15 protein-coding genes are annotated in these 17,078 nt (G+C 41.0%); 6 read left to right on the forward strand and 9 right to left on the reverse strand.

The window, feature by feature from the left end:
- Window positions 1-3: 3 nt before the first annotated feature.
- Entirely contained in the window at window positions 4-264 is a 261-nt protein-coding gene (locus V7L01_RS22645) for a hypothetical protein (protein ID WP_335038678.1), read from the reverse strand.
- A 274-nt stretch (window positions 265-538) separates the two neighbouring features.
- On the opposite strand from V7L01_RS22645, the gene V7L01_RS22650 reads away from it, so the two are divergent.
- The 4 genes from V7L01_RS22650 (at window position 539) to V7L01_RS22665 (ending at window position 3,796) form a co-directional block, all read left to right on the forward strand.
- Entirely contained in the window at window positions 539-1,144 is a 606-nt protein-coding gene (locus V7L01_RS22650) for a DUF3318 domain-containing protein (RefSeq protein WP_335038680.1), read from the forward strand.
- Between the two features lie 57 nt (window positions 1,145-1,201).
- Window positions 1,202-1,396, forward strand: a complete 195-nt coding sequence (locus V7L01_RS22655) for a hypothetical protein (RefSeq protein WP_335038682.1) — start codon at window positions 1,202-1,204, stop codon at window positions 1,394-1,396.
- Window positions 1,397-1,559: 163 nt separating this feature from the next.
- On the forward strand, window positions 1,560-3,104 hold the full coding sequence (locus V7L01_RS22660; protein ID WP_335038684.1) for a hypothetical protein: 1,545 nt from the start codon (window positions 1,560-1,562) through the stop codon (window positions 3,102-3,104).
- A 500-nt stretch (window positions 3,105-3,604) separates the two neighbouring features.
- The gene (locus V7L01_RS22665) at window positions 3,605-3,796 is read left to right on the forward strand and encodes a hypothetical protein (protein WP_335038686.1); all 192 of its coding nucleotides are present in this window, start codon (window positions 3,605-3,607) and stop codon (window positions 3,794-3,796) included.
- Window positions 3,797-3,984: 188 nt separating this feature from the next.
- On the opposite strand, the gene V7L01_RS22670 is transcribed toward V7L01_RS22665, so the two are convergent.
- From V7L01_RS22670 to acpP, 7 genes are all read right to left on the reverse strand, one after another.
- A complete protein-coding gene (locus tag V7L01_RS22670) occupies window positions 3,985-4,395 on the reverse strand; it encodes a hypothetical protein (RefSeq protein ID WP_335038688.1) in 411 nt (136 codons plus the stop codon).
- 554 nt (window positions 4,396-4,949) lie between these two features.
- On the reverse strand, window positions 4,950-7,559 hold the full coding sequence (locus V7L01_RS22675; RefSeq protein WP_335038689.1) for a S8 family peptidase: 2,610 nt from the start codon (window positions 7,557-7,559) through the stop codon (window positions 4,950-4,952).
- A gap of 28 nt (window positions 7,560-7,587) precedes the next feature.
- Window positions 7,588-8,589 (reverse strand): ATP-binding protein, encoded by a 1,002-nt coding sequence (locus V7L01_RS22680; RefSeq protein ID WP_335038691.1) that lies wholly within the window; start codon window positions 8,587-8,589, stop codon window positions 7,588-7,590.
- A gap of 158 nt (window positions 8,590-8,747) precedes the next feature.
- Window positions 8,748-9,023 carry a hypothetical protein gene (locus tag V7L01_RS22685; RefSeq protein WP_335038693.1) on the reverse strand — a complete coding sequence of 92 codons (276 nt, stop codon included), beginning with the start codon at window positions 9,021-9,023 and terminating at the stop codon, window positions 8,748-8,750.
- A gap of 112 nt (window positions 9,024-9,135) precedes the next feature.
- Window positions 9,136-11,163 (reverse strand): transketolase, encoded by a 2,028-nt coding sequence (tkt, locus tag V7L01_RS22690; protein ID WP_335038695.1) that lies wholly within the window; start codon window positions 11,161-11,163, stop codon window positions 9,136-9,138.
- Between the two features lie 252 nt (window positions 11,164-11,415).
- Window positions 11,416-12,666 (reverse strand): beta-ketoacyl-ACP synthase II, encoded by a 1,251-nt coding sequence (gene fabF, locus V7L01_RS22695; RefSeq protein ID WP_335038696.1) that lies wholly within the window; start codon window positions 12,664-12,666, stop codon window positions 11,416-11,418.
- 262 nt (window positions 12,667-12,928) lie between these two features.
- The gene (acpP, locus tag V7L01_RS22700; RefSeq protein ID WP_335038698.1) at window positions 12,929-13,183 is read right to left on the reverse strand and encodes an acyl carrier protein; all 255 of its coding nucleotides are present in this window, start codon (window positions 13,181-13,183) and stop codon (window positions 12,929-12,931) included.
- Between the two features lie 418 nt (window positions 13,184-13,601).
- On the opposite strand from acpP, the gene V7L01_RS22705 reads away from it, so the two are divergent.
- Window positions 13,602-14,507 carry a CoB--CoM heterodisulfide reductase iron-sulfur subunit B family protein gene (locus tag V7L01_RS22705; protein ID WP_335038700.1) on the forward strand — a complete coding sequence of 302 codons (906 nt, stop codon included), beginning with the start codon at window positions 13,602-13,604 and terminating at the stop codon, window positions 14,505-14,507.
- A gap of 624 nt (window positions 14,508-15,131) precedes the next feature.
- On the forward strand, window positions 15,132-15,755 hold the full coding sequence (locus V7L01_RS22710) for a hypothetical protein (protein ID WP_335038701.1): 624 nt from the start codon (window positions 15,132-15,134) through the stop codon (window positions 15,753-15,755).
- Between the two features lie 85 nt (window positions 15,756-15,840).
- Here the strand turns inward: V7L01_RS22710 and lpxD are convergent, their stop codons facing one another.
- The gene (gene lpxD / locus V7L01_RS22715; protein ID WP_335038703.1) at window positions 15,841-16,893 is read right to left on the reverse strand and encodes a UDP-3-O-(3-hydroxymyristoyl)glucosamine N-acyltransferase; all 1,053 of its coding nucleotides are present in this window, start codon (window positions 16,891-16,893) and stop codon (window positions 15,841-15,843) included.
- Between the last annotated feature and the right edge of the window lie 185 nt (window positions 16,894-17,078).

A 17,078-nucleotide genomic window follows, 5' to 3' on the forward strand; every position in this document is an offset into this window, starting at 1 on the left:
TAGCTATGTGGGATTATAATCTGGCTGACTAGATATATCTGTTGAGGGGCGATCGCTACTCCAAGCCCACCACACAGAACCACAGTGGCAATAGTAGAACTCTTGCCATTTGCGACGACGGTCTTCTGTAAGTACAGGCGATCGCCGATTTAGCCAAACTTTTTCAGCTTCCAGGCTGCTTGAGCGGCAGCTAGGACAGCAAAACTCATAGGCATGTATTGCCTTATTCGTCCATTCAGGTGGGAGGGAAGCAAAAGCGTCCATGTCGTTATAAATGTAGTATCAATGGTTATCCAAAACTTTAAGGTTTTGAACTTGGGGGCAAAGGAGTACTATAAAATCCCGCGCCACACTATCAAACTGCTTAATCAATATTCTTATGGCTTTATCTGGTCTCACAAATCACAATTTGCAGAGGTTTTCACCAATCAATAGAACAGCCATTTAGAAAGACTGCCAGAGCATCTCACAAATCAAAGATTAACACGAATGATAACTAAAATAGTTACCATGCACATTATGGCTAATAATTAAATTTATGGAGCCAAATGTTGAAATTCGCCGTTTGTTAGATGTGATGCCTGCTTCTGGTCGGATGACGACAAAAATCGTTAGTAAACCAGAGCAGGCAAAAGTGATTGACGCCTCCTTTCCCCAACCCTGGAATCAGGCGCGACCGATATATATTAATTTCGATTTGTGGCGTCGCTTGACAAAGCCGCAACGAGACTTGCTGCTGTTGCAGATGGTTAGCTGGTTGACGGGCGTGAAGTGGTTTAAACCCGACATTTATCAAGGCGTAGTACTGGCGGGGCTGTTAGGCGGATTCTTGGAAGCAGCACAGTCAGATGTGGTGGGTGTAGCCGTAGCCGGGGGATTAAGTGCGCTCGCTGCTTTTCGGATCTGGCGCACTAATAAATCTCAAGAGTCAGAGTTAAATGCCGATGCAGCAGCAATTCGCATAGCACAACGGCGCGGTTATTCCGAAGTTGAAGCAGCGCAACACTTGTCATCTGCAATTGAAGCGGTAGCCAAAATTGAAGGGCGTGCCAGTTTAAATTTTACTGAGTTGATTCGTTGCCAAAACCTAAAAGCGATCGCGGGTTTATCACCAGTGGGTATACCAGAAAATTATCAGAACTAGAAATCAACGTTTGTGCTACCCATTTGTAGCAACTTGAAAGTGAAAAGGCTTTGGAGGATGTTTATAAAGTTTAATTTATTACTGCCTTGGCGGCTGGAAGTCACACGCCAAACGCTTCAAGTCGGCAAAGCCGCTGTGAAAATCTCTATTTGCGATCTCTCCCTGTTTTCTGCGTCTGGAGAGGAGCATCCCAAATGTGTAAAAACAAATTTGTCATTGCGATCGCTACGCTACGGGAACGCCAAAGACTAACATTCCGCTTCTCTTCATTCGCAATGACGACTCATTATCTTAGTCGATTTGTAAAATTGGGATGCTCTCGTCTGAAGTGGTCGTTTAAAAAACTATTTTTCACAACTCATTCAAGATTGCTACATATCACTTTTATCCAAAGAAAGTTCATTTTCAACTAACAATGCTAAACAAACAAATCATCAAATATACTTCAAAATTGTCTTTTCATTCTCCTTGGTTTATTATCATTCTTTTTTCTGTTCTTGGTTTAATAGGTATTCTCAACCATTCGATGTGGCGAGATGAACTAAATCCCTGGCTTATTGTCAGAGATAGTCAATCTTTTGGAGATTTAATTGCAAATATTCATTATGAAGGTCATCCAATTCTATGGTATTTTTCTCTGGCGCTCTTGAGGAAAATAGTTGATAATCCTACGATCATGCAAATTTTTCATTTGGCAATTACTGTTGGTTCGGTTACTATTTTTTGCCTATATAGCCCTTTTAACTATCAACAAAAATTTTTGTTTTCCTTTGGGTTCTTTCCTTTTTACGAATATCTTTTAATTTCTCGAAACTATGCCTTTAGCATGTTGTTTGTTTTTGTATTCTGTACGATTTTTTCATCAAGAAAAATAACTTATGCTTATTTAGCAATTTTATTGGGTTTACTAGCAAATAGTAGTGCTTATGGTTTATTAGTATCATTTTCTTTATTATTGACTTTGCTAGTTGAATTTTGTTTTGATAGCGAACATCGCCAACAGTATTTTAGTCAAAGCCAAAAATACGACTTATTTTTAAGTATTGTAATTATCACAGTTTCTTTTATCTTATCCATTTATATTATTACTCCTCCAACAAATAGTTATCTTCATGGTGGGTTAAATAATGGTTGGGTAATGCAATTAGATATTCGGCATTTTTTGAGAAGCATTGGGAGAATATTTGGTAGTTATTTATTAATTATTCCTGCACACAAAAAATGGCTGGATTTAATTGTTTGTGCGATAATTGCTCTATTTATTGTAATTTTAACCTTAATTAAATTATCTAAAAAGCCAGTTCCTTTATTTTTCTACATTATAGGTAATTGTGTAATATTTGCCTTTACATACTTGAGATTTATAGGTATGCCTCGGCATTTTGGACATTTTTATTTAGTTCTGATAGCGGCTTTATGGCTAGGGAGTTATTATCAAGACTCTATAGTTTTACTAAATAAGTTCTCTCTACGTCCAAATTCAATTAGATTTGTTCAACAATGGCATCATATCGCTTTCATGGTAATTCTTTATGCCCAGTTTGGGGGAGGTATTTATAGTTTTTCAAGAGATTTAGTTGTACCATTTTCTGCCAGTCGAGAAACATCTCAATATATTCAAAAATCTAGCTTAGATAAAGAGTTTATTGTTGCCAGTCGAGATGCAAATATGGCTCCTTTATCTGGTTATCTCAATCGTAAGTTTTACTATCCTGAGCTTCAAAAAATGGGAAGCTTTACCCTATTTAAAGAAGGTCGGCAAGATGTCGAACAAGCTGAGATATTAAGCCAAATTAATTCTCTCCTCAAAAATCAAAATCAGCAAAAGAAAATTTTGCTGATTTTAAATAACAAACTGAATGTCAACCGCAATGATTTAAAGATTGTTTCTATCAAAGATTTTCAGAGAGGCTGGCTGGATAGCGAACGATATTATCTTTATTGGGTAGATGAAGCATAAGGAGAATGCGCTAACTTTGCAGTTTTTACGCAGATTGCAGTCAATCTTCAAAGGTTAGAGAAGCGTTAAAATACCCAGAAAATAACTACTCCGTTTCATCTTGGACAAACACTGACAGGCTAAAGGCTGCGGTATTTTTACTAAATCCGCTTGCCCGGACTTTTGAAACCTGCCGAATGTAGGCTTTATGCATTTAATCCAACGCTTTTAGCCTTTGTACACGATAGGTGAACTGTATCAGCCTCCAACTAGCGCGATTACAGTCCCAGTAAATCAACTATAAAATGGTGTTTACGTCCTTGATTACCTTGCCACCAGTGATAACTAGCTGCAATACGTGAAGCTATCTTACACTGGAATAAGAGAATATGTGTTTAACTGATTTAGATGTCAGAGACTGAGGAGTTTTTTCATACCTTCTCAGTGTTGCTGATGAAGTGCTTACCTCGTGTGCTAAAACTTAACTTAAACTCTCTCAGTTACTAACGGAGTTGATGGGAATGAGTACCTTAATTTTTATTGTCTTAATCGGGCTTTACGGAGGCGGCGTTTGGAAGTTTTGGAATGGGTTTGGGCGGACTAATTTTAATCCAACCTTGACCAATCGCATTGGTTTATCTTTGCTATGGCCAGCTTTGTTTATTACAAATCAATCCTATCGTCGAAACTTTAGAAAGGCGCTGAAGGGCTAGAGTTTACTATTAAGTCTAACGTCATCCCTTACTGAGGGTGGCATATATCTCAATATTAATCTAACCCTTCAACCTCGCTTGCCTAGTAGGGAAGCGAGGTTGGTTTTGCTCATTTTAGGTAGCAGAGGTATTAGGGAGGGATAAGTTCGTTAACCGTTCGGAAGTATTTCAGCTGATGAATTTACGAATTATTTGCCATTGGTTAATAGATGGATTGCTGCACCTACAGCCGCACCATCAACAGCATTACCAAGGGTATCTTTGCTATCGCCAGTAACAACGCCAGTTACTGCGCTAGCACCAGCACCAACTCCTACATCTTGACCAATATTCCGATGACCGCGAGCGCGAGCGCGATTGCTTCTTAGACCATTTGCACCATTGACGGCTGCGCCAGTGACACCGCCTTTGACAGCATTGCCTAATACACTACCATTTCCCCTAACAGCTCCGGTTACCACATTGGTAACAGCCCCAATACCTGCATCTCGTAGTACTTGGTCATCAGCAGCAGCAGGTTTCGCGGGAACTAAGCTGACGCCAGCTAAACTTGCAGCCATGAGGCTGGGTAGAAGTGTGCGTTTTAGGATGTTATTCATTGTATTACCTTCTCAAAACATCAAACAATTGGCTAAAAACCAAAGTTACTGGAGTCGAAATAAAATCTAATTTTTTTATTTATCTAAAACAACAGTAACTATTTATTGTTCGAGAACATCTATATGGTCGCATTTGCAAAGCTATAACTACATCCCCTGAAAGCATGAATATAGATTCAGTCTACAGAAGGCCTTGCTGATTTATTAGGTCATTCTGGAGATTACATATTGACAAAATCAATTAAATATGGATTAAAGGTTTTCTCATGATTGGCAAGTGATTTCTCATGAAAAATCGCGTAGTGTTTACCCTATCTATCTAAAGATAGTTGCCAAAATAATTAAACTAACTAGTCGGGGTTAATATTTAATTATCTTAGTTTAGTAGCCAGGTGTTGCGTAGGCGTAGCCCGTCGTAGACATCGCTCCCATCCTGTCTGTAGCAAATTACCTTGATTATCCCACCAGCGCAACCATATCATGGGAAGCTCCTAGATGTGAGGGGTAATAAGTAATATGGCATTTTTATAGTTAGTTGGGAGGGTGCGATCGCCTCAGCTAACTACAATAGATTGAATTTCTATCGGGGGTTGAATCTCTGTTTCAACTTGAGCCTCGACAATTGACGTATAAATTGGAATATCAACTTGTATGGCTTCAAAGCTCACAACTAGAGAGTATGGAACACTAGCTTCTGGGTCATTGTTCCAACCTTCATGTCCAACAACTGCAATAGAAAATGCTTCTGTGAGTTCAAATGAATCTACAACAGCCCAATCTTTTTGAAGGGTTCCTGCACTTCTGGATACATCTTTAATTATTCCGTGATTATTTTGTTTTCCTAGCATCCATTTAAAAATACCCTCTCCCTTTTCAGCATCCTCTGGAGCATCATACTCTTTTAAAATCCTTTTCAGAAAGCGTTCTGGATCTTCTCCTTTTTTACTACATTCCCAATCCAGCCAAGTTGAAAGATATTTTCGGCGATTTCTACGGGTTCGACGTGGTTGGGCTTTGTACGATAAAGTAACCTCCAGAAGAATCTTAAATCGCTCTCCTTGAGAACGTAATTTTTCTGGGAGTTTTACTTGGTAAACATGAGCTTGTTTAGCTACAATACGCCGCTCTTCTGTTGTCATCAAAGTGATTCTATTGGGAGCATTACCCAAAGCACGATCAACATCGGGAAGACCATAACCAATTTGACGAAGAACGTGCAATTTTTTAACATCATCTGCCATTGTCCATTCAGGCCACCTTGCTGATTGGACTATTAATGCACGGTAAAGAAGGCAATTCTCATTGGGTAAATCAGCAGCTAAACGTGCAGCAATATGGCTTACTTTTGGTACTGCAAATGATGTTCCCACTTTGTCAGCAGCAAGTGCAGGCCCACCATTCAATGTTGAACGCACTAATTCAGGACAAACATTTTGAGGATATGTAATGTTAGGTGGTGTACCTTCGTCTATAACAAAATCCCCACCATATTCAACGACTTCTGGCTTAATTGTCTTCCAAATTCCCAATCCAGAACATGAAAAAGCTGAAGGTTTATCCTTCTGTGAGATAGAAGAATAGGGAAATTGATGGTAATAACTTAGAGCAATTGAACCAACTGTTAAAGCTTGAAAGCTTTGTGCAGGGTTAGCAATTCTACATGAATTTTCTAATAGATAATCTGGATATGGTCGATTGGCTGCCAGATGTTCTTTCACAGATAATCTTGTATAGCCTATTTTCCCGCCTTCGGAAGGTAAATTACCAGCTGCGACAATAAACAGGATATCCTTTGTCCATGTCAGATTATCAATAGTTGCTGCCCAAGAACTCATATATTGGGTTCGACAGGGAACAGACCCAGCAATACAATGATTAAAAATTCTTGTTTTTGTTTGGTCGTAGTAAATTTTTACAATTTCACATAGAAAAATTGGGGGAAATAGTTGTTTAGGGAGTTCGCAGTTAGCATCTAGAACTCTTGCATTTTGAATCCAGCAAATAGATTTTTCCTTGCCACTGCGGGGTATAGTCCTGGGATAAAGAACCGCACCAGCTACTCTAGTTCCATGTCCACCGTTGCCATAATAGTCAGCAGCTGTATGAGTTTCTCCTGGAACCCAAGACCTTGAACTTTGTGAATCAATCGCTGCTTTTAAAAGAAAATGACTTTCTTGAATACCACTATCAATAACACATACATTAGGAGCATTTGATTCTGGTGGCTCTAGTTGAAAATCGATATTACCAACATCTGATAAAGTTTCAGACTTAACAAATTCAGTTATATTATCAGGTAAACTGACATCAAAAATATACGGAAAATTTAAAACTAAATCTTTTAATCCCTTACCAGAAATTTCAATTCTGCAAGAAAAACTATCTGGTAGTTGAGCCGAATTAGGAATATGTCCATCAATAATATTGAAAATTTCTCCTTGATATCCTTGAACAAAATCTGTAAATTCATCTTCTCTTTCCGACTTGATATCATCCCATTGTTGGTATGTTGAATCACGTTTATTTATCCATTCACGAACTCGTCTAGTATACTTTTCATCGGTTTCGTTAGGCTTTTGTTCTGGATAATCAGAAAATTGAGACTTAGTGCCTATACAGGAAATTCCCACATCTACTATAAAAATGTTATCGTCAGTGATTTGTTCCCATTCATTAAGCAATTCTGGTGATAAAATATATTCTGGTCTTTTAGTTCCATTCAAAATTTCCCATATTTCGGCAATTTTATTACCACCTCGTTCTGCTTTAATAAATTGTTCTATTTTTGTTTGTAGTTTACTAAGTTCTGGATCATTAGCAGAAGCCCCAATAATATATCCATCTTCTAATTCAGCAATGACCTCAATACCATACTTTCTCAGATCCTCTACATCGAAAGCAATAGGATCTATCTTTAAAATGATAGGTTTAGATTTTTCAGGAAGTGGTGGCTTTCCTTCTTGCTCACGTTTTTCTTGAGTATCTTGCCAATCAAAGATTAAGGATTCAACTGAACCTTTGAGTTTACTTCCATGTCCCTGGCGATTCCCCAGATTATCGACTGTGATGGAATTCTTTTTTCCTCCTCCTGTTGGTGGTACAGCGCTTCCTTGTTTTGTCAACCTAAGCGTAATATGCGGAAAACCCTGAGAACTTTCAACCATTTATTTATCCAGACACCAAAAATTAATACTAGGAAACTTTGATTTCTGCGATCGCTTCTTCTAAGTGTTCTTGAATAACTAGCTCCTCTCGCTCAAGGATTGCTCTTTTAGCTGCATCTTGTGCAACTCTCACAGCTTGAGCGGCAGAAAAATCTCTCATCTGCTCAATGAGCCTTGGCCAGTTGATAGATCCCACTTCAATTGCAGATAGTGTTTCCTTTAGTATAAATTCTAGCTCCTGTTCTCCGGGTTTGGGTACTGCGATCAAATCATCAAATCTTCTCCAAAGAGCAGTATCCAGAGATTTATTCAAATTCGTTGCTGCTACTAAAAGCCCTGAAGAAGGTTGATACTCATCCAAAATTTGAAGAAATGTATTGACTACTCGCTTAATTTCTCCTACTTCTTGAGAGTCTTCTCGTGTCTTAGCAATTGAGTCACATTCATCAAGAAACAATAAACATGGACTTTTTGAGGCATCCTCAAATACAAGTCTTAAATTGCTGGCAGTTTCGCCTAAAAAAGACGACACCATTGCATCAAACCGAACTTTCAAAAGTGGTAATCCTGTATTCCAAGCTAAACGTTCTGCTCCTAGCGTCTTTCCACACCCAGGAGGCCCATATAAAAGAATTTTTTGTCTGTAACGCAATCCATGATGAGCAAGCCTATCTCTAGCCGCATACTCGCGTTCAATTCGACAGAAACGTTTTTCAATATTTATTGGCAACACCATGTGATGCCGCAAATGATCCCTTGGTATGATAGTTACTAGGGGAAGATTAAATCGCTTACTGGTTGATAATTCAGTTAATGAGTGTAAGTTTTCTGGTATTGAAGAAGCAGGTTTGCTGATGTTAGTAGGCTTCTCTTTCTGGCTTTTTTTAGTGATATTCTCTAACTGGTCAGCTAAGAGAGTATGCCCCTTAGTGCGTTCTTCCTCAATCACTAAATATGTCAGCTTGTCAATCGCTTCTTGATCTGAACTAGCGATCGCTCTAAAAAATCTCTTGAGAAGCTCTGCTTTCATACTGCCTCTCAGTATAAATAGTAATTTTGGACTAATTTAGTACTATTGTACTATAAAAGTATAGTGCGTTATAAATCATAACGCGATCAGCTTGTTTCTAATCATTATATTAAGTTATATAACAAAAAATCATTCTTCTGCTTAGGAATTTACTATATCTAAACATAAGACATTGCTTTAAGGTCTATATCATCTTCCCCTTCAATCAATAACAAAGTCATCATATCTCCCTCAACAAACCCTGTTAATCTGAAATCAGACATAGCTTTTAGTTCCTCCATAGAAACTTTCTCAGAATAGTATTTAAATATCATTTTAATTGCTTTATCTTTATCTAGATAATAGTGATAGCTATTATCCTTTTGCATCAAATGTTCTACAATTTTTGTTATCCGGGCTAGAAGTACGTCTCTTTCCTCAGAAACTTCCTGCATAACTTCCTCCCAATTAGTAACTTATTACTCCAATTATAGCTAATCTTTCTTTACATAAAAAAGGCGGGCTTTTCAGCCCACCCTACACTATTTTGAGAATATTCTGTTGCTATTAACCCAACAATTGTTTAGCCTTAGCTAACACATTATCAACGCTAAAACCAAACTTCTCTAAACAAACACCGCCTGGAGCTGAAGCACCAAAGCGATCGATACTAACAGTATCGCCTTCAGTACCCACGTATTTGTGCCAACCGAAACTAGCGGCAGCTTCTACAGACAAACGCTTGGTGACAGCTTTCGGCAGAATGGACTCTTTATAAGCCGCATCCTGTGCTTCAAACAGTTCCCATGAAGGTAGCGAGACAACACGAACTTTCTTACCTTCAGCTTTAAGTTTTTCGGCTGCGCCGACGGCGAGGCTCAGTTCTGAACCAGTACCAATCAGGATGATATCAGGTGTACCTTCGCTATCCACCACGGTGTATCCACCCTTTGCTACGCCCTCAACCGATGTACCAGCCAAGTTGGGAACGTTTTGACGGGTGAACGCCAATAGAGATGGAGCGTTTTGCTTCGCTTTTTCAATCGCTATTTTATAAGCGCCAGAGGTTTCGTTACCGTCTGCGGGACGAAACACTAATAAATTAGGAATAGCTCGTAAGGAAGCTAGAGTTTCAATGGGTTGGTGTGTTGGCCCATCTTCACCTTGTCCAATGGAATCGTGAGTCATCACCCAAATCGAACCAGCTTGGGAAAGGGCGGATAAGCGGATGGCAGCACGCATGTAATCTGTGAAGATCAAGAAGGTAGCACCGTAGGGGATTAATCCTGAAGTGTGCAGGGCTATACCATTACAGATTGCGCCCATAGCATGTTCCCGCACACCAAAGTGGATGTTGGGGTTTTCGTAGTGTCCTTTTTGGAAGTCGCCCTTACCCTTGATTTCGGTCAAGTTGGAGTGGGTTAAGTCAGCCGAACCACCAATCAATTCAGGTAGAACTGCCGCTAGTTTGTTGAGGCAGTTTTCTGAGTGTTTGCGGGTGGGTATTCCTTTATCTTCTGGGGTGTAGGTGGGTAGTACCTTATCCCAACCGTCGGGTAGCTTGCCGCTTAGGTAGCGTTCAAATTCAGCCGCTTCTTGGGCATACTTAGCTTTGTAGTCCGCAAAGGTTTTGTTCCATTCGGTTTCGTAGCTTGCGCCGCGCTCAACTGCTTTGCGTGTGTGGTTGAGGGCTTCTTCGGGTATTACGAAAGGCTCGTATTCCCAACCCAAATTTTTCCGAGTTAATGCTATTTCGTCTCCACCAAGGGCAGCACCGTGAACGCCAGCAGTGTTTGCTTTATTCGGGGAACCGTAACCAATAATGGTTGTTACTTTGATGAAAGATGGCTTATCGGTGACAGCTTTAGCCGCTTCAATTGCTTTGGCGATCGCTTCTAAATCGGTATTGCCGTCTTCGACGTGTTGGACGTGCCAACCGTAAGCTTCAAAGCGCTTGGAAACATCTTCGGTAAATGCCACATCTGTGGAACCGTCGATGGAAATGTGGTTGTCGTCGTACAGAGCGATGAGTTTGCCTAATCCCAAGTGTCCTGCAAAAGAACAAGCTTCACCGGAAATTCCTTCCATGTTGCAACCGTCACCTACAATTACGTAGGTGTAATGGTCAACAATCTTGCTATCGGGTTTGTTAAATTTAGCGGCAAGGTGCGCTTCGGCGATCGCTAAACCAACTCCATTGGCAATCCCTTGACCCAAGGGGCCAGTGGTAACTTCCACGCCTGGGGTCATGAAGTTTTCGGGGTGTCCGGGGGTTTTGGATTCCCATTGACGGAATTGTTTGATATCTTCAATGCTTACACTGTCGTAGCCTGTCAAGTAAAGCAGGGCGTACTGCAACATCGAGCCATGACCGGCAGACAAGACAAAGCGATCGCGATTAAACCATTTGGGATTCTTGGGATTAAACTTCAAAAAGCGATCCCAGAGAACAAAAGCCATCGGAGCCGCGCCCATTGGTAGTCCTGGGTGTCCCGATTTTGCTTTTTCTACGGCATCAATAGCCAAGAAGCGGATCGAGTTAATAGCCAGTTCTTCGACGGACAATTCTTTGGCGGATTGGGTTGCAACAGTCATAATCTCTTGTTTTTAACGACGGGTTAGCACTCTTCGTAGCTTCTCTTGCTGGGGTTATTTTAGATTCCCCACAGTATCCTCATCATCCCATTCCCGCTTGTCGATGGACAAGCGGGATCTCCTGAGTTTATGGTGATAAATCAAGCTGATAATTGGGTCATGCTGAACGCTTACTTTATATCGGAATGATATTTCTGATACTTTTGGCACAGTCATCTCAGGAGAGCCGACCAGCAATAAAATGGCAAATTTTTAGACGTATTTCTTAAAGGCCAGTGTGACATTATGACCGCCAAACCCAAAAGAATTGGATATTGCCACTTCGACTTTTTGAGCGCGGCTAAAGTTAGGCACGTAATCTAAGTCACACTCTGGATCGGGATTTTCCAGATTGATTGTCGGTGGAATTTGGTCATTAGCGATCGCCAGTACTGTTGCGACTGCTTCAATACCTCCAGAACCGCCTAATAAATGACCTGTCATTGATTTGGTGGAGCTAATTGCCACCTTATAAGCATGTTCTCCCAAAGCTTTTTTGATTGCTGAGGTTTCAGTTGAATCATTAGCTGGGGTACTAGTGCCATGAGCATTAATATAGCTAATCTGTTCGGGAGTTATCTTGGCATCTTTGAGCGCTAGTTCTATTGCTCTAGCGGCTCCCAGCCCACCAGGGACAGGGGAAGTCATATGGTAAGCGTCACAGGTCATACCATAGCCGATCATTTCGGCATAAATGTGAGCGCCGCGACTGAGAGCGTGTTGCAGTTCTTCGAGAATTAAAATTCCTGAACCTTCACCCAAGACAAATCCGTCGCGATCGCGGTCAAAGGGACGGCAAGCATGAGCCGGATCGTCATTGCGAAAAGAGAGGGCTTTGCAAGCGGCAAACCCAGCCATCGATAATGGTGTTACAGCAGACTCTGTTCCGCCGCAAATCATCGCCTGGGCATATCCCCCTTGAATTAAGCGAAAAGCATCGCCTACAGCGTTAGAGCCAGCAGCGCAGGCAGTTACTGGGCAGGAATTTGGCCCTTTAGCACCCGTGTGAATTGCCGTTAATCCTGCTGCCATATTGGCGATCATCATCGGTATCATGAATGGACTACAGCGATCGGGCCCACGGTTGAGGTAGATAGTTTGCTGGTCTTCTAATACCTTAATGCCACCAACGCCAGAACCGATCATGACACCTACCTGTTCTGCATTCAGTTCATTAATAACTAACTGCGCGTTAGCTAGAGCCTGTTTTGCTGCCGAAACCCCAAATTGGGCAAATCGATCCATGCGCTTGGCCTCTTTGCGCTCCAAGTAATCATGTGGATCGAAGTTTTTTACTTCACCAGCAATGCGGCAATCATGGCGAGATGCATCAAAAAATGTGATGCGGTCAATGCCATTACGTCCACTCAATAATCCATCCCAAAATTCTGTTGCTGTGTTACCGATAGGTGTAATCGCGCCAACACCAGTTACAACAACGCGTTTACGTGTATAATCTGTCATGATTCAGTTAAAGGTGGCGAAAAAGCAGCAGGCATTAAATAGTACTGAGTTTCGTTAGCGTTAGCGGGGCGTTTAGCCCGTCCTGAGTTCTGAGTTTTGGAAGCACCCAAGCATGGAGAAAACTCCGAACTTTTGCCTCCTAAAACTCCAACTCCTAAACTTTTAACCGTTCAGCACTCAGTGAGTCAAAGCAGTGGTTTTTGTCTAGATGCCCAGAGGGGGCGAGACAAAGCCATCTAAACTTCAAAGACTCAAAACTTTTTTAAGCTGATGCGGTAACTTTGTTATTGATGTAATCTACTGCGTCTTGAACCGATACAATCTGTTCGGCAGCTTCGTCGGGAATTTCGATATCAAATTCTTCTTCCAAAGCCATCACCAGTTCAACGGTATCTAAGGAATCTGCTCCTAAATCTTCCATAAATTTGGACTGGGGAGTGATTTTGGTAGCGTCTTCAACACTCAGTTGTTCGATGACGATTTTTTTGACCTTATCAAAAAGTTCCGTTTGGCTCATAAATAATAAAAGTCCTTAACCAGTTGCTAGGTTCTGCTCTTTATGGGAGACATTGTTTTGAGCATATACATCTTATCGTCAAGCGCGATCGCCCGCATACTGCCAAGGGTTTTTCTGTTAGAAAACCTTTCTTCTAAAAAAATGGGGCAAGTTTTCTTGTAACACTTGGGCAGTGGAGCGTGCTACGCCATCACTGATACTGTGTAAATGCTTCGGTTGTCTAATTATTGCTAATTTTTTTTACAATGTCTCTATCAGTATTTACAGCCTTGCTAGCAATAAGAATATGTAGATGCTGCGGCTTTGAACCTAGACGGTTAAAGGGTCGCTGAACGTCAAACATCAGAGCTTCAGTGCTAACAAGGGATGATAAAACAGTTATTGTTTAGAGCGATCGCTCTAACCCAAACATACCTCTATGCTATCTCAGACACTCAAATACGCTTACTTTCCCGGTTGTGTTGCCCAAGGGGCCTGTCGGGAACTTTACCAGTCAACTCAAGCACTTACTCAAGCACTGGGCATTGAACTGGTTGAACTTAAAAAAGCTGCTTGCTGCGGTTCTGGCACATTTAAAGAAGATTCTCAACTGCTGGAAGATACAGTCAACGCCAGAAATATTGCCCTAGCAGAAGAATTAAATTTGCCCTTACTTACCCATTGCAGCACTTGTCAAGGTGTTATCGGTCACGTCAACGAACATCTAAAAGAATGTAAGACTTCTGACCCGGCTTATATTCAACAGGTTAATGGCTTGCTGCATAAAGAAGGCTGTTCCCCTTATCGCGGCAGTACCGACGTTAAACATCTTCTCTACGCCTTGGTAACAGATTACGGTTTAGAGGAAATTACCAAACGTGTCACCCGGAAGTTAACTGGATTAAAATGTGCGGCTTTTTATGGCTGTTATCTCCTCCGCGCCCAAAAGTCGATGCCCTATGATGACCCCTTCCAACCGGAAGCAATGGAAAATATGTTTCGGGCGGTGGGTGCAACACCAATTTATTACCGAGGTCGGACGCAATGTTGTGGTTGGCCCCTGGCTAGCTATGCCACTACCCAATCTTTCAAGATGGCGGGGATGCATATTCAGGACGCTTTAGCATCTGGTGCTGACTGTATAGTTACGCCTTGTCCTCTGTGCCACTTAAATTTAGATTCGCGTCAGCCAGAGGTAGAAAAGGTGATTGAACAGAAGTTAGGTTTACCAGTGTTGCATTTACCCCAGTTGATTGCTTTAGCACTTGGGGTTAGTCCAAAAGAACTGGGTTTAGAACGCCACGTTGTTTCCACAAAGTCAGTGTTGGAAAAATTAGGATTTTAGTTTTAGGACTAGCCTTTTCAATGTGATTGGTATAATCTCTTTTTTTCTCTCTGCGCTCTCCGCGTCTTTGCGGTTCAAAAGTCTTTTATTTAACCACAGAGGCACAGAGAACACAGAGTTAAGAGGTTAAAGAGAGTTTATTGAGCAAAATTTTACCTACCTTGAAAGGCTAGTTCTAATACCAATTTGAAAAAAGAATGCAACAAATAGACCATTTGTAGAGACGCGATTCATCGCGTCTTTACCCAAGAATGTGTTGCAATCATTAATTGAATTGGTATAAATAAGTTTATGGAGTACAAGGGGCTTAGAGGTTGTTTGAAAAGTGTTTGGCTGTGATTTTAATTACCCCCTTTAGTCCCCCCGATGTATGAGGCTACAGTGTACACACAAGTATGACCAGCATAGGTTTCAACTCTTTTAGTAGTTTCGTAGGGTGCGTTATGGACGCAAGTCCTAACGCACCGAAATCATTGACGGTGCGTTACGCTGGCGCGATAACACACCCTACCAAACTGTCTGCATATACATTTGAGTTTTTTCTGGCTACTTTTTGTCTAAGTCGCAATAAGCAGAATAAGCTTGAGTTTTATATATTAAACACAATCATGAAAAAGGTTTTATATGGAGAGAAAGTTAGCAATTAGACAGTTTTACAAAGAAAAAATTAGAACTAATCTTGAAGATAATATCTGCGATATTTTTCAAGAAAAATTTGAAATAGGATGTGTTATTTTTACTCCTGAAGATACATTTAAAGATGAAGCTATTAACATTCAAGAATTTGCGATTAAAGCTTTAAAAGAAGAAGTACCAGCAGGTATTTTGAATGCTTTTAAACGACATATTTGGTACGCAAAACGCGCTGCAAGTGAAATACGTGTTTTTAAAATCTCTATCAATAAAGTTATAAGTTTCGCTATTTGTATCCACGGTTATGTAGATGATGGGTGGGATAATAGCGGTGACTTTATTGAAATTTACGATGAGCAAGGTGAACTAATGGGATCGAAGATATTATTATATGCAGATGAAGAAGATTGGAAAAAATGGAGATGGATGGATCGCCCAATTCTATCTAATGATTTTCACTCATTTGCACCTCCTTGGTTAGAGGAAGGAATATTGTACAAGATATTAGATAGGGTCATCTTCTACTTTTTTCTACAATTTTCTAAAGTTGGTATAAAATTATCAAGGAACTTTTTTTGTCATGTGTCAATAGGAATAAAAACAAAATCCTCTTGAAAAAGAATGGAGAATGGGACGAGCAAGATGCCCATCCCACAAGAGTTCTTTTAAATTTGGTTATGCAATTTAGATAACTTTCAGCTTAATCATTGCTATTTTTGAATTGACGTTGCAATTGTTTTAGCGATTGATACATATCTGGCAGACGACCATAAACAGCACAGACCTTGAGATATAGTTTGTAAGGCAGGGCTGGAGTTCCGCAGACAACTTCTCCTGGTGCAACATCGCTGTGAATTCCAGTTTGAGCAGATGTCATCGCCCCATCTCCCATCTTCACTTGGTTGACTATTCCTGTTTGTCCAGCTAAAATAACGCGATTTCCCAGCTTAACACCTCCCGCCATGCCAACCTGACCTGCGATCGCACAGCCAGCACCAATTTGGCAACCGTGACCTATTTGCACTAAGTTATCAATTACTGTATTGCGACCTACCCGTGTTTCTCCGACGGCTGGGCGGTCAATGCCACTGTTACAGCCAACTTCCACGCCATCTTCTAAGACTGTATAGCCGGATTGTTCCATTTTGAACCAACCAGTGCGGGTAGGAACGAAACCAAAGCCTTCCGCACCGATAACAGCACCACTGTGAATAACGCAATCTGCACCGATGCGAGTGCGTTCGTGGATGGTACAGTTAGCGTGTAAAGTGGTGCGATCGCCTATTTTGGCATCTGGATAAATCACTACATTGGGATGAATAATTGCGCCATTGCCAATTTCCACCCTTTGTTGAATCACAGCATGGGGGCCAATATAAACATCATTACCAACTTTTGCCGTGGAGTGAATCACAGCGGTGGGATGAATTTCTGGAATGGGGCGATATGGTTGGTAAAAAAGTGCGATCGCTTTGGCAAACAACAGTCGCGGATCTGAACTCGCTATCCAGACAATACCCCTTTCCTGTGCAAGCACCTGTAATTTTTCGTCTTGAGGCAAAATTAAAGCACTAGCATTGGTCTTACCGACAAAAGACCCAAATTTTGCACCTTCTACGTAGCTGAGAGTACCGTTGGTAGCTTCATCAATGGCTGCTACCCCAGTAATTTCTGGGTCATAGTCTGGGTTGCTAGTCAGGCTATGATTGGTGACCGCTTCACCAAATTGACGGAGGATTTCGCTGAATTTCATTGTTGGGTGTGTTCAAAATTGATCTACAATGGCAAAATAATTTTCCCTCTTTATGAGCCAATACAGTAATTTTGTAGACGCGTAACAGTGAGCCAGCGCCTTGGTGAGGCAATCAGACAGTTCCTAACATTCGCTCAAGGTTGAAGTACTTCAACTACCGAATAATTACTAATTCACAATTAACC

It is taken from the genome of Nostoc sp. (genome assembly GCF_036917095.1).
Lineage (GTDB): Bacteria > Cyanobacteriota > Cyanobacteriia > Cyanobacteriales > Nostocaceae > Nostoc.